The sequence below is a fragment of the Marinobacter sp. ANT_B65 genome, from assembly GCF_002407605.1.
Classification (GTDB): domain Bacteria; phylum Pseudomonadota; class Gammaproteobacteria; order Pseudomonadales; family Oleiphilaceae; genus Marinobacter.
Genome location: NZ_NXGV01000005.1, coordinates 39,727 through 53,096 on the forward strand (window position 1 = coordinate 39,727; position 13,370 = coordinate 53,096).

A 13,370-nucleotide genomic window follows, 5' to 3' on the forward strand; every position below is an offset into this window, starting at 1 on the left:
CTTTGTCCGGGCTCCCCATTCACAGGCTGAATAGTGAACATTGATGGCTGTGAGTTGAAGTCTGCCAAAACGATGCAATAGTAAAGGGATCTCTACTCATCGTAGGAGGCGCACCATGTCGAGTGACACTCACAGTCAGGATAGTCTGAATACCTTCAGCAGTCTGCAGGCAGGCAACCGTACCTACCATTATTATAGTTTGCCGAAAGCGGCTGAATCACTAGGTGATCTCAGCCGCCTGCCTTTTTCACTGAAAGTGCTACTGGAAAACCTGTTGCGCAACGAAGACGGCGTAACGGTTGACCAGACCCACATCAAAGCCATGGCCGCGTGGCTGAAAGACCGGCACTCCGATACCGAAATCCAGTTCCGCCCTGCCCGTGTTCTGATGCAGGACTTTACCGGTGTACCCGGTGTGGTTGACCTGGCCGCCATGCGAGAGGCCGTGAAAAAGGCGGGTAAGGATCCCGCGCTGATTAACCCTCTGTCACCTGTGGATCTGGTGATTGATCACTCGGTGATGGTCGACGAGTTCGGTACAGCTACTGCTTTCTCCGACAACGTAGCCATAGAAATGGAGCGTAATCAGGAACGGTACGAATTCCTGCGCTGGGGTCAGCAGGCCTTTGATAATTTCCGGGTAGTGCCGCCGGGAACGGGTATCTGCCATCAGGTAAATCTTGAGTACCTGGGCAAAACCGTGTGGCACAAACAGCAGGACGGTAAAACCCTGGCCTACCCGGACACTCTGGTTGGAACAGATTCCCATACCACCATGATCAACGGCCTCGGCATTCTTGGCTGGGGTGTTGGCGGAATTGAAGCCGAAGCCGCCATGCTCGGGCAGCCAGTGTCCATGCTGATCCCGGAAGTTGTGGGCTTTAAGGTTTCCGGAAAGTTACGCGAAGGTATTACTGCGACCGATCTGGTGTTGACTGTAACCGAAATGCTCCGCAAGAAAGGTGTGGTTGGCAAGTTTGTGGAGTTCTACGGCGATGGTCTCAAGGATATGCCTGTGGCAGACCGCGCCACTATCGCCAATATGGCGCCGGAGTACGGGGCAACCTGTGGTTTTTTCCCGGTGGATGAACAAACCCTTAATTACCTGCGCCTGACCGGTCGCGAAGACGAGCAGGTAGAGTTGGTAGAAGCCTATGCCAAGGCTCAGGGGCTTTGGCGTGAGCCAGGCCATGAGCCGGCTTACACTGCCACTCTGGAACTTGACATGGGTGAAGTTGAAGCCAGTCTGGCTGGCCCGAAACGGCCCCAGGACCGGGTTGCGTTGAAGAACATGAAGTCGACCTTCGAGTTGCTGATGGCAACTGCCGAGGGCGCACCGGATGCCAGTCAGATCCGTGAGGGCAATCTTGAGTCCGAAGGCGGCCAGACCGCGATAGGGGTGGATGACAGCTACCACCACCCGTCGAGTCAGCATCTGGAACTCAACGGCGAGCAGACGCGACTTGACCCTGGCGCGGTGGTTATTGCCGCTATTACCTCATGTACGAACACCTCCAACCCCAGCGTCATGATGGCAGCGGGTCTGGTTGCCCAGAAAGCGGTTGCCAGAGGGCTTGAAACCAAGCCCTGGGTGAAGACTTCGCTGGCTCCCGGTTCCAAAGTGGTAACCGATTACCTGCGGGTTGGCGGTTTTCAGGATGACCTGAACAAGCTCGGGTTCAATCTGGTGGGTTACGGTTGCACCACCTGCATTGGTAACTCCGGGCCGCTGCCAGAGGCAGTGGAAAAAGCCGTTATTGATGGTGACATCACCGTAGCCTCTGTTCTCTCTGGCAACCGCAACTTTGAAGGCCGGGTTCACCCTCTGGTGAAAACCAACTGGCTGGCATCGCCCCCTCTGGTTGTAGCCTATGCGCTGGCGGGTAACGTTCGGCTGGATCTGGATAAGGAGCCTCTGGGAATTGATAAAGACGGGACTCCTGTGTTTCTTAAAGACCTCTGGCCCAGCCAGCAGGAAGTCGCCGAAGCGGTACAGAAGGTGAAAACCGACATGTTCCATAAGGAATATGCGGAAGTGTTCGATGGCGATGACAAATGGAAGTCAATCAAGGTGCCTGAGAGCAAGGTTTATGAGTGGTCTGATAGTTCAACCTACATTCAGCACCCGCCTTTTTTTGAAGGTATGGGGGAAGAGCCTGAGCCGATTGAAGATGTACAGGGGGCGCGCATTCTTGCGCTGCTGGGTGATTCAGTAACCACTGACCATATCTCTCCGGCTGGATCATTCAAGGCGGACTCTCCTGCAGGCATATACCTGCAGGAACATGGCGTAAAACCGAAGGACTTCAACTCTTACGGCTCGCGCCGGGGTAATCACGAAGTGATGATGCGCGGTACTTTCGCGAACGTGCGCATTCGCAACGAAATGCTTGAGAATGTTGAGGGCGGTTTCACGAAATTTGTGCCCACCGGGGAGCAAATGCCCATCTACGATGCCGCCATGAAATATCAGGAGCAGGGAACACCGCTCGTTGTGATTGCCGGTAAAGAGTACGGAACCGGGTCCAGCCGTGACTGGGCTGCAAAGGGTACGCGCCTGCTCGGTGTCCGCGCGGTGGTTGCCGAGTCCTATGAGAGGATTCACCGCTCAAACCTGATCGGCATGGGAGTCATTCCTTTGCAGTTCGCAGAAGGCACGGACCGCAAGAGCCTCAGGCTGACCGGTGAGGAAACCATCAGTATCAAGGGATTATCCGGAGATATAGAGCCGGGCCAGACACTGAGTATGACGGTAACCTACAAGGACGGTGTCACTGCAAGTTGTGAGCTGATATCGCGGATCGATACTGCCAATGAAGCGGTGTATTTCCGCCATGGAGGCATACTGCACTATGTGGTGCGGGAAATGCTCAAGTCTGCCTGAACCTCAGCTTGGCTGATTCTGGAAAAAGCCGGCGGCCTGTTAAAGGCTGCCGGTTTTTTTATGACTATTCGCAGGTCGCCACCGGCAGGCGTATCCAGAAGTTGGCACCCTGCCCCGGAGGGGACTCAAAGCCGACCTCACCATCCATGGCTGTAACCAGTTCCCGGGTAATGGCCAGCCCGAGGCCAGTCCCGCCCTGGCTGCGGGTGTTCGAGCAGTCGGCCTGGGCGAAGCGCTGGAAGATCTGACTCCGGAACGCCTCGGGAACACCCTCTCCGCTATCCTGAACGGCGATGGTGACAGCAGGATTTCCTTCGCCTGCCTGCAGTCGGGCAGAAAGGTCAACGCGGCCATTATCCGGAGAGAATTTTATCGCATTGGATATCAGGTTATTCAGTGCCTGCAATAGCCGCTGTTCGTCTACGCATATTTCTGTTTTCGGCACTCCGGGAGCAAGGTGGATGGTAATTCCCCGTTGTGCACCATAAGGCTGATTGATGCTGACGGCCTGTTCCAGAAGAGGTTGTAGTGGCTGCTTCTGCATGTGGATGTTCAGTTTACCCGCGACCAGTTTTTCAATGTCCAGAAGGTCATTGATCAGAGTAGTCAGTTGCCGGGCATTGCGCTCGGCAATGGACATCATTTCCAGCGCTTTGGGTGGGAGTGCTCCGGCAGCGCCTCCAGCCAGAAGTCCGATGGCTCCTGCAATGGAGGTGAGTGGTGTTCTTAGTTCGTGACTCACCGTAGAGACAAACTGGTTTTTCATGCGCTCAACTTTTTTGCGCTCGGAAATATCATCCACCAGCACCCAGAGCCGTTTGTGGCCTGAAGCATCACGAATCAGCATGCTGTGAATAATTGCCGGATAGCTGTCGCCTTTGCAGTCGACTATTTCCTGTTCAATGGGGCCGAAATATCCATTTTTCGTTAACTCTTCCAAAACTCTGGACCGTAATGATGTATGCCTGGGGTTGAGTAACTGGCGATGGTTGAGTTTCAGGAATTCACTTTTGCGATAGCCCGTCGACTTCAGCATGGATGCGTTTACATCAATGAAGGCGCCGGAGTGATAGTCGACGAGAATGATACCGCTGGGCGCCAGTTCGAACAGGCGCCGGAGCTGCTGTTCACTTTCCTGCAGCCTCAACTGCGCCCGTTTCTTGTCGTCGATATCTTCCAGATAGCCGTGCCAGATAATGCTGCCATCTTCGAGCTTTTGGGGGGTGGAATGGCCCTCAATCCAGTGAGGTCGCCCGTCTTTTCCGTATGCCCGGAACTGGCCAGACCATGTGCTGAGTTGTTTTGCCGATTCTTTGATTGAGTTCAGGACCGTCGGGTAGTCTTCGGGATTGACCAGCATTAAAAGCGTATTTGCATCCTCTCTGGCCTGTTGTCCGGTTACGCCGAAAGAGCGCTCGACCCCCTTGCTGGTGAAGGGAAAGCTCATGCGGCCATCCGGATGAAGACGGAACTGATAGAGGCCGCCGGGTACAAGATCGGCGAGCTGTTCGAGCATAAGCAGGGATTGGTTCTTGTCACGCAGCTCCTGTTCACGATAGTGGATGGCCAGTTCGCGGGCGCTGATCTGCTCTTCGGCGCAGTCGGCAAGATCCCGCAGGGACTGATGATCTGCTTCGGTCAGTGTACGTGGCACCCGGTCAATAACGCACAGGGTGCCGAGCGCGAGGCCATCCGCGCTGTATAACGGTACACCCGCATAGAACCGGACGCCCGGGTCGCCTGTTACCAATGGATTATCGTGGAAACGTTCATCTTCCCATGTATCGCTGACCACCAGAGGCTGCCTGTTAACTATGGCGTGACTGCAGAACGAAATGCTCCTGGGAGTTTCGCTGAGATCCACGCCGACACAGGATTTGAACCACTGGCGATCGCGGTCCACCAGGGAGATCATGGCAATGGGTACATCAAGTATTTTTGCAGCCATTCGCGTGAGCCGGTCAAAACGTGCTTCCGGAGGCGTATCGAGAATTTTCAGTTGATCCAGTGCAGCCTGTCTGGAGCTTTCATTATCCGGCAATTCTGGTGTTTTCATGATTTCTGCTCCCGGTCCGCATCCGGTTGGCGGACGGGGAGTTCTACCCAGAAATGTGCTCCTTCATTGTTGTAGAAACCAACCTCGCCATTCAGCAGAGTGGCCAGTTGTCGGCAAATGGCCAGCCCAAGACCGGTTCCGTTGGTGGCTCTGGCTGTCCCCACTTCTGCCTGGGTAAAGCGCTCGAAAATCCGGTCCTGGAAACTGTCAGGCACACCTTTGCCCTGATCACTGACAGTAATGCGTAACCGGTCTGTCTCTTTTTCTTCTGCGTGAATTACGACCACACCCGCAGGTGGCGAGAACTTGATGGCATTGCTGATAAAATTATCCAGGATTTGCGTTAGCCGGTGTCCATCGGTTGTCAGGCACAGTTGGGGAATGTCTTTGGCAATTAACGAGACAGAATGGTCACTGGCCATTAACTGATTGCTGACAACAGACATTCTGATTAATTCTTCAATCTGCACGGCTTCGAAGTTTACGCGCATTTCACCCACTGACAGTTTGTTGAAATCCAGCAAGTCCGCGATGAGTAGCTGCAGGCGTTCACTGTTACGCAGGGCAAGGGTCGTCATTTTTTGAGCGCTTTCAGGCAGTTCTCCGGCTGTTCCTGATTCAAGAAGCCTGAGTGCACCGTTAAGTGAAGTGAGAGGGGTGCGCAACTCATGGCTGACGTTGGAAACAAAACCGTCTTTGAGCTGATTGATGACGTCCCGTTCATCCAGTAACTGGTTAAACGCCTGAGCCAGATCCCGCACCTCCGGCGCGCCCTGTTCTTTAAGGCGGCGTGAGGATTCCGGTTTCCGGATCATGGAGCGTATCCGCCGGGTCATATTGGTAAGGGATGCTGTTGTTGACCTGAGCGCCAGGTATGTCAGCAATAATATGCTGAGGGTTAACCCCGTGCTGATCAGAAAGAACCGGACAAAAGCCTGCTCGGCGGGCGCGGTCGCCAGGGATTTGGGAACGGCCCGGATAAACAGCCATCCGAGACGCGGAAGGTGGCTGGTTGCATAGATCAGTGTTTCTCCGGATTCAGCTTCAACCTCACCAAAACCCGTGCCGGAAAGGGCGGCGTCGATCAGTAAATTCTCCCCGGGATCTGGAAGGCTCTGGATAGCTTTGTCTTCGCCGGAACCTTCTACAAACAGGAAGTTCTCTGTATCTATCACCAGGAAAACAGCATCTTTATTGGCATTGTTTCGTATGTGGTCCGGTATCAGGAACGACCGGTCCATTTGCAGTGTTCCGCTGAGAAAACCGAGGAGTTTTCCATCATCACTCTCAATCGGCGCGATAAAAACCATCAGCGGAACGCCCGTTGCCCGGCCTATAATAGGGCGGCTGATTACCGGGCGACGGGTTTCAATGGCCGCTCTCCAGTGGGGCCGGTCAGCGTAATAGGTGCCAACCCGCCCTGGAACGAAAATATTTTCAGCGATCAGTGTGGCGTTTGGAGACAGAACGGTCAGGCTGTGGGGGAACAACTCACTGAGTTTTTTCTGTTTTTTCAGGAGCGTTGAAAGCTGCTCCGGAGGTAATAACTGATCATTGTGGCCCAGCATAGTGGCAAACTGGGCCATCACACTTATACGAAGCTCCAGGTCCTGGCTCACCAGGTTGGAAATGTGGGCTGTTTCGTTTGCCTGTTGTGCCGTGAGATTGCTTTCAAAGTCCTCAAGCAATGCATCGTATGCGGCATAGATAACAAAGCCTACGGTTGCCAGGCTGCCAAGAATGATTATCACGGCAAGGCGAGTTCCCAGAGATAAATGACCCAAAACGTGCTCCTGTCTGGCTATTTGCCGAAAAACTTGCTTTGATTGAACATCAATTGAAAGAGAATTCACAGCGTTTACACGCGTTAATCAGCAAGAGTTTTTATGCCTCAAAGTCCTTCGTCCGAGGTACGGAAAAAACTGGAGACACTTCGTAGTCGTTTTCGGGATAAAACGATACGTGAACTTGAGGAGTTGGTCTCCAGTATTTCCAGTGCGTCCCGGCATTCCGAGTCGATTGGAAAGCTGGTTGGTGCCTACCAGTTATTCCACCGGCTGGCAGGCTCGGCAGGTACTCTTGGGTTTACTCAGCTGGGTGAGCAGGCCCGCAAGCTCGAGATTGCCATAAAGCCTCTGGCAGATCAGGTTACCGCCGGGGATAACAGCGAACGCATCCGTATTCAGTTACAGCAGTTGCTGGCGGCTGGTTATGAAGATGATATTGCTGGTCTTGGTGATCTTTTGGGCGCGGCCGAGCCGGTATCAACCGGCTGGCATCAGTACCGGCCAGCAGACGCCGGCAATCGGTCTGTGTTGATGCTCATGGAGCCTGACAAAGAGCTTGCAGGTCTGATATCACAGGGGCTGGCTCTGTATGGACACAGGGTGCGAACCCTGAGCGCAGGCCCGCAGTGGACAGACAGCATGGATGATGTTGATCTGATCATGGTCCGGGATACACTTTTGCAGGATGAGGAAGCGGACTGGTTGCCCAGACTGTCCAGCCTTCCGGTTATCTGCTTCAGTGAGGCTCATGATTTTGCCACCCGTTACCGGTTAGCCGGCCTGGGAGTTGATGCCTGTCTGGAAGAACCCCAGGATATTCCCGCACTTGCGGACCGGGTAGAGCAACTTCTGGCTGAAGGTCTGGCAACGCTTACGGGCCGGGTGATGATTGTGGATGACGACCGTGAGCTGCTTGAGCACTACCGGTTGGTTCTCACCAGTGGCGGGCTGCAGGTGCGGACTCTCGACGACCCGGCAGGCCTGCTGTCAGAACTGGCGGAATTCCGACCGGACATTCTGCTTATGGATGTGCAAATGGGACGTTACGAAGGCCCGGCATTGGCGCGGATGCTGAGATTTCAGGCTGAATGGCTCAGCCTGCCCATTATCTTCTTCTCATCTGAAGAGGATCGGGATCTGCAGCTGGATGTTCTTGCCCGTGGCGGCGATGATTTCGTGACCAAACCCGTATCTGACGAGTTCCTGCTGCGCACGTCGAGGATACGCTGCTACCGTGCCCGGCAGCTTGGCAAGCTGGTATCGCTGGACAGTCTTACCGGTCTGTTGAAGCACGCACTTGCCAAAACAGAATTGAGTCGCGAATTCGCGCGTTGTACCCGCACAGGGCATGATTCTGTGGTAGCCATGCTTGATCTGGATAACTTCAAACAAGTCAACGACACCTATGGCCACGGAACAGGCGATATGGTGATCAAGGCTTTGTCCAACCTGCTTCGCCACAGGTTGCGGGATACAGATATTATCGGTCGTTATGGCGGCGAAGAATTTGTAATTGTGTTACCGGAGTGTTCGCTGGGCAAGGCAGTTGAGGTGCTTGAAACGCTCTGCCAGGATTTCTCCCGGCTGGTGTTCAACGGTGGAAGTGAAGAGTTTTCAGTAAGCTTCAGCGCCGGTGTTGCCGCATTGAATGCTTATGAGTCGGGTGAGCAGGCTATTGAAGCAGCGGACAGGGCACTATTCGAACGTAAACGTTCGGGGCGCAATGGCGTTAGCGTGGCACCCGAGGGTGGTTGTGACCGTTTAACTGAAAATTGAGACCGCCAAGATGTATGTATTGATTCTGGATGATGACGAACTGATGGGGGACCTGTTGGAAACCGTCGTGGCGAGTGCCTGCCCTGGCGCGAGAATCCAGGTTTTTGCCCAGTTGCAGCCTGCACTCCTCAGCTGGGAGAAGCAGCCTGCGGATCTGGTTATCGCAGACTGGAACCTGCCAGATGGCTCAGGCCTGGACCTGGTTCGTTCGGTAAGAAAGACCGGCGGTGATATTCCTGTGCTCATGATCAGTGGCCGCACGGACCGTGATTCCATTCTGGCGGCAGCCCACCTGGGTATCAATGGCTATGTCAGCAAGCCGTTTCAGGTAGACGTGCTGCACCAGAAGCTAACAGAGCTGGTTTCAGCTTCGACCATTCATGGGAAAGGCAGCGGTACTCTGGATGAGAAAATGGAGGCGGCCTGTAACTCGGCGATTCAGTTACCTGGCCAGATTGATACCGCCGAAGTTCTGTCCCTCATGGAAAAACGTGACGAGCTGGACGCCATTGCACTTGCGCAACAATGGAAGCGGGAACCCGGGTTAAGTGCCAAGTTGCTGGATGTTGCGAACAGTGCTTCATTCCGGCGTTCCGGAACGTCGGTTAAAACGCCAAGAGAGGCGATCAGCGTGATCGGTGTTTGGATGGCTCTGAACCAGGCACTTGCGCTGTCGCTGGATATTGCCGGAAAGCTTTCGTGCCCGCGACTGGCCGAGCGTGCGCGCCTTGAACAGGAACAGGCGGTACGGGTTGCGGAGTCTGCCGGTGCGCTGGCCAGAAAGGTTGGTGATAACCCTGCCGTCTATTATACGGCGGGTCTCTTGAGCCGGGCCGGTGAGCTGGCAGCCTTGAAGGTGTTGCAAAATCATTGCGACCAGATCGGTGAGCTGCTTGAGGTTGAGCAGATTGATTCAGCCATTACCTGCTGGGCGGAAAAGCTGGGGAATCAAATCAAGGTGCAGTGGCGTTTACCTCTGGATCTGAGGGAGCTGATTGGTGCAGTGTATGTGTTGAGCAGGACCAACGTCAGTCGGTCAAAGCTGGTAATGCGGACGGCTGCTTTGCTGGCTGCGGAGCAGGCTGAAAGCCCGGAATGTCGCACACTGTTGCGCAGGCTGGGTATCGAGCACAAGGACACGGAGAAAAGTGATGCCAGACCACAGCCTTAAACGCATTCTGATGGTTGAAGACGAGCCGGATATCCGCACCGTAGCTGCACTGGCTCTGGAGTCCATTGGCGGGTTTGTACTGACGGCCTGTGACTCCGGACAACAGGCGCTGGAACAGATCGGAGAATGTCAGCCCCAGCTGATCCTTCTCGATGTCATGATGCCAGGCATGGATGGTCCGGCAACTCTGGAAGCAATCCGGCGTTTACCGGATTATGCTACGACCCCCGCTGTGTTTATGACCGCAAAGGTTCAGAGTGATGAGGTTCAGGGTTATCTGGCGCAGGGTGCCGCTGGCGTTATTCCCAAACCCTTTGATCCGCTCTCACTGGCAGACCAGATAAGGGAAATCTGGAACGAGGCATGTGCAATCGGTTAAGCTCTTGCCGGTTTTTACTGTCACTACCTGAAAAGGCTGTCATGTCGTCCTCTTGTAATAATGATGAAATCAGAACCAGGCTTAACCTGGAAACCTCCCGTATCCGCTGGCATGAACTTCAGACCTACTATGCTCGCGGGCAAGTAGTGCTGGTAGGTAATGGTCTGGACCTGCTGGATGTGGCCTCCGAGCTGACTGCGGATAACCGCACCCTCTTTGAGCACTGGCTCGCCACTGGCGATGTTGGCGATGTTTCGCCCGACATCGCACGGGCCTGGTACGACTGCGATGCCGAACTATGGGCTGTGGTTGTAGCGCCCTGGGTGCTGGTTCAGGATCGTCCTGACGCGCCGGTGCACTGATGCTGACCGGTGCCTTGCTGATTCTTGCTCCATTGTTCATGGGGTTTGCCTTACCGCTGAAGAACCGCAGGCTGATGACTACTATTCATTACCTGGTTGAAGCGCTGGTGTATTTCATTCTGGCGTTGTTAGGGCTAGGCCTGGGCCAGATGGAGGGCCTGGTGAATCAGCTTGGAACCATGGCGGGCCAGGTATCGGCTCTGGTTGTGGTTCTGTTCGTCGCCAACATGGCTGGCCTGTGGTTGCTGCACCGGCACTGGCCAATGGTCCCTGAGCCTCGGGACGTATCGTCAGGCGGAGTGGGTTACCTGAGATTGTTCATGGCAGCGTTGAAGCCTCTGCTGGCGGTGTTAGTGGGCCTGCTGGCGGGCTATTACCTGCTGCCAGTCATACCACAGGCGGAGCAGCTGGCTACCTGGTCCCTGATGTTGCTCTTGTTTCTGATTGGTCTGCAGTTGCGTAATGCCGGGCTTTCATTGCGTAAGCTGCTGATGAACACTCAGGGGCTGGGTATTGCTGTGGTGCTTGCGCTCAGCTCTCTACTGGCTGGCGCGTTGCTGATTCCTGTACTGGGGCTGCCCTGGAATGATGTGCTCGCACTCGCTTCAGGGTTTGGCTGGTATTCCCTTTCGGGCATTGTGATCGGTGACGCTCTGGGGCCTGCATGGGGAGGCGTCGCCTTTCTGAATGACGTGTTTCGCGAAATCATCGCACTGGCTATTATACCGCTGGTTATAGGCAGCCGGCCTGCCATGGCCATAGGTTATGGTGGAGCAACCGCTATGGATTTCACCCTTCCGGTGATACGCAGTAACGGCGGTCTGAGTTGTGTGCCGGTTGCTATTGCCTCCGGCTTTCTGCTGTCTTTTCTGTCGCCGGTTCTGATGGGTATTTTTCTGGCTCTCGGCTAGAGAGGTTCAGGAAAGGAACTTTCGCACATCAATCCTGTACTCGTCCGGGTCAACGGAGCGCAAAATACGGTCCTGACTGGAGGGTTTCGAGAGATCAATGGTTGTAAGGGTAATCGGCATCCGGAACTTTGTATGGTACATCACCCGTACAATTGGCAGCCGTTGATCTTCCTCGTTGATTTCAACCACAACTCCAAGCCGACCACTGTCCAGAAGAACCAGGGAGCCTACAGGGTACAGGCCGATACATCGGATGAACTGCCTCACCAGGGCAGGGTCCAGATGGCTGCCGCTCCATTCCAGAAGTTTCTTGAGCCCCTGTGTGGGGGTCATTCCCCGGTGATAGACGCGATCGGCTGTAATCGCATCATAGACATCGGTAATGGCGACCATGCGCCCGTACTCAGAAATTGCCTCGCCTTTGAGGCCTTCCGGATATCCGGTGCCGTCCATCCGCTCGTGATGCTGTGCGGCAGTGATTACAGTGAGCTCGCCGATGCCCTCCGTTGCAGACAGAATGTCACGGGAGTGCCGGGCATGAAGCTTCATGACTTCATACTCTTCCGGTGTCAGGCGCCCGGGCTTGTGCAGTACCTCATCGGGAGTCAGGATTTTGCCGAGGTCGTGGAGAAGGGCCCCTACAACAGTCTGGTGCATTACGTCTTCAGACAGTTTTCGATATTGCCCGAAAATACTCATCAGAACGCTCAGGTTTACTGAGTGTTCAAGCAGGTAGTTGTCCTTTTCACGAATTCGGCCCAGGCAACCCAGTGCATTGGCATTGCGCGTGACCGAGCTTTGCAGCTCGTCTGCAAGCTTGTGGATTGGAGCCACGTCAATGGCAGCGCCGATCTTGGCGCTGTTCATGAAATTTCCAACCAGTTCCTGTGCCTCAGAATGAATGCGCAAAGCAGCCACCATCTCTTCGGGAAGAGACACTCGTGGTGCAACGCCGGGCTTTTGTTCTCCGGCTTTTTGCAACGCCTCTTCATTGCGCTCGTCTACGGCTGCCGCAGTCTCTGAATCCTGGGTGTCCGCGCCTTTCACAGCATCGATATAGACAAACTGCACGCCCATTTTGCGGATTTTTTCGATGGTTTCTTCACGCTTGATAAGCCCACGCCGGCGCTGAGTGTTGTGGGGAATCCAGTCGTTGTTCATGTCGGTGATATACATGCCGACTTTCAATGCGGATATAGGGATGCGCTTGATCATTACGCTGGGAAAAACGTTTGCAGGCTGTTTTTGTAGGTCTGCACAATTACGTCTTCCAGGGGCAGTTCTTTTACATCTGCGATCTTTTCTGCAACGAATGGCAGATAGAATGGCGCATTCTCCCGGCCACGGTAGGGTACAGGCGTGAGATACGGTGCGTCAGTTTCCAGAAGAATCTGGCTGATGGGGGCCATTCGAACAATATCCCGCACGTTCTCTGCCTTGTTGAAGGTCGTAATGCCATTAAACCCGAGATTCCAGCCCTGATCCAGTGCATATATTGCAAGCCCGGGGCCGGACGTGAAGCTGTGAATGACCCCACGACGTTTGAGAGACAGCTCAAATTCCTTGAGGATAGCGATCATGTCGTCGTCTGCCTCACGGCTGTGGATAACCACCGGGCGGTCGTTATCGCAGGCAATCTGGAGCTGACGCCGGAAGACCTCACGCTGAACAGTGCGGTCTGCTTTGTCATAGAAGTAATCCAGCCCGATTTCGCCAACTGCGACGATCTTGTTGTCCCGGATGTGAGCGCGGATTTCTGTTTCAACGGCGTCGCTGTAGCTTTCCGCCTCATGGGGATGAATGCCTTGAGTTCCGTAAAGCCACGGAGCTTTTGTGCTGAGCTCGCGCACCTGCGCCAGGTTGCCCGGTGCCACAGCAATGGTAATCACACGCTCGATATTAACCCTCTGCGTCTGTTCCAGGGTTTCCTCCAGGGGGCGGTCCTTGAGGTAATCCAGGTGGCAGTGAGTCTCAATGATCGGATGGTCGAATACGGGAATCTCGCGACGTTTTTTGCTCATGGACTGATGCTAGGCTCCGATAC

Annotated in this window: 10 protein-coding genes; 6 read left to right on the forward strand and 4 right to left on the reverse strand. The window is 54.6% G+C overall.

Going from position 1 to position 13,370, the window contains the following annotated elements:
- Positions 1 to 115: 115 nt before the first annotated feature.
- Positions 116 to 2,884, forward strand: coding sequence for an aconitate hydratase AcnA (acnA, locus tag CPA50_RS17595; RefSeq protein ID WP_096783852.1), 2,769 nt, complete (start codon positions 116 to 118; stop codon positions 2,882 to 2,884).
- A gap of 64 nt (positions 2,885 to 2,948) precedes the next feature.
- Here the strand turns inward: acnA and CPA50_RS17600 are convergent, their stop codons facing one another.
- Positions 2,949 to 4,940, reverse strand: coding sequence for an ATP-binding protein (locus tag CPA50_RS17600; protein ID WP_096783853.1), 1,992 nt, complete (start codon positions 4,938 to 4,940; stop codon positions 2,949 to 2,951).
- Positions 4,937 to 6,724 (reverse strand): ATP-binding protein, encoded by a 1,788-nt coding sequence (locus CPA50_RS17605; RefSeq protein WP_227519714.1) that lies wholly within the window; start codon positions 6,722 to 6,724, stop codon positions 4,937 to 4,939. The genes CPA50_RS17600 and CPA50_RS17605 overlap by 4 nt, the downstream gene beginning before the upstream one ends.
- A 102-nt stretch (positions 6,725 to 6,826) precedes the next feature.
- Between CPA50_RS17605 and CPA50_RS17610 the strand changes: the two genes are divergently transcribed.
- Genes CPA50_RS17610 through CPA50_RS17630 form a run of 5 tightly spaced genes read left to right on the forward strand, consistent with a single transcriptional unit; the run spans position 6,827 to position 11,326 of the window.
- The gene (locus tag CPA50_RS17610; RefSeq protein WP_096783854.1) at positions 6,827 to 8,503 is read left to right on the forward strand and encodes a diguanylate cyclase; all 1,677 of its coding nucleotides are present in this window, start codon (positions 6,827 to 6,829) and stop codon (positions 8,501 to 8,503) included.
- 10 nt (positions 8,504 to 8,513) lie between these two features.
- On the forward strand, positions 8,514 to 9,674 hold the full coding sequence (locus CPA50_RS17615; RefSeq protein ID WP_096783855.1) for a response regulator: 1,161 nt from the start codon (positions 8,514 to 8,516) through the stop codon (positions 9,672 to 9,674).
- Positions 9,655 to 10,053, forward strand: coding sequence for a response regulator (locus CPA50_RS17620; protein ID WP_096783856.1), 399 nt, complete (start codon positions 9,655 to 9,657; stop codon positions 10,051 to 10,053). The genes CPA50_RS17615 and CPA50_RS17620 overlap by 20 nt, the downstream gene beginning before the upstream one ends.
- A 41-nt stretch (positions 10,054 to 10,094) precedes the next feature.
- The gene (locus tag CPA50_RS17625) at positions 10,095 to 10,415 is read left to right on the forward strand and encodes a DUF2288 domain-containing protein (RefSeq protein ID WP_096783857.1); all 321 of its coding nucleotides are present in this window, start codon (positions 10,095 to 10,097) and stop codon (positions 10,413 to 10,415) included.
- Positions 10,415 to 11,326, forward strand: a complete 912-nt coding sequence (locus CPA50_RS17630; protein WP_096783858.1) for a lysine exporter LysO family protein — start codon at positions 10,415 to 10,417, stop codon at positions 11,324 to 11,326. Before CPA50_RS17625 ends, CPA50_RS17630 begins: the two co-directional genes overlap by 1 nt.
- Before the next feature lie 6 nt (positions 11,327 to 11,332).
- Here the strand turns inward: CPA50_RS17630 and CPA50_RS17635 are convergent, their stop codons facing one another.
- Both CPA50_RS17635 and CPA50_RS17640 read right to left on the reverse strand, forming a co-directional pair.
- On the reverse strand, positions 11,333 to 12,541 hold the full coding sequence (locus CPA50_RS17635; RefSeq protein WP_096783859.1) for an HD-GYP domain-containing protein: 1,209 nt from the start codon (positions 12,539 to 12,541) through the stop codon (positions 11,333 to 11,335).
- Positions 12,541 to 13,347, reverse strand: a complete 807-nt coding sequence (locus CPA50_RS17640) for a TatD family hydrolase (RefSeq protein WP_096783860.1) — start codon at positions 13,345 to 13,347, stop codon at positions 12,541 to 12,543. Before CPA50_RS17640 ends, CPA50_RS17635 begins: the two co-directional genes overlap by 1 nt.
- Between the last annotated feature and the right edge of the window lie 23 nt (positions 13,348 to 13,370).

Bases quoted from the DNA above. Each gene is read 5' to 3' on its own strand.
- acnA (WP_096783852.1), top strand. From the start codon at position 116: ATGTCGAGTGACACTCACAGTCAGGATAGTCTGAATACCTTCAGCAGT.
- CPA50_RS17600 (WP_096783853.1), bottom strand. From the start codon at position 4,940: ATGAAAACACCAGAATTGCCGGATAATGAAAGCTCCAGACAGGCTGCA.
- CPA50_RS17610 (WP_096783854.1), top strand. From the start codon at position 6,827: ATGCCTCAAAGTCCTTCGTCCGAGGTACGGAAAAAACTGGAGACACTT.
- CPA50_RS17615 (WP_096783855.1), top strand. From the start codon at position 8,514: ATGTATGTATTGATTCTGGATGATGACGAACTGATGGGGGACCTGTTG.
- CPA50_RS17620 (WP_096783856.1), top strand. From the start codon at position 9,655: ATGCCAGACCACAGCCTTAAACGCATTCTGATGGTTGAAGACGAGCCG.
- CPA50_RS17625 (WP_096783857.1), top strand. From the start codon at position 10,095: ATGTCGTCCTCTTGTAATAATGATGAAATCAGAACCAGGCTTAACCTG.
- CPA50_RS17630 (WP_096783858.1), top strand. From the start codon at position 10,415: ATGCTGACCGGTGCCTTGCTGATTCTTGCTCCATTGTTCATGGGGTTT.
- CPA50_RS17635 (WP_096783859.1), bottom strand. From the start codon at position 12,541: ATGATCAAGCGCATCCCTATATCCGCATTGAAAGTCGGCATGTATATC.
- CPA50_RS17640 (WP_096783860.1), bottom strand. From the start codon at position 13,347: ATGAGCAAAAAACGTCGCGAGATTCCCGTATTCGACCATCCGATCATT.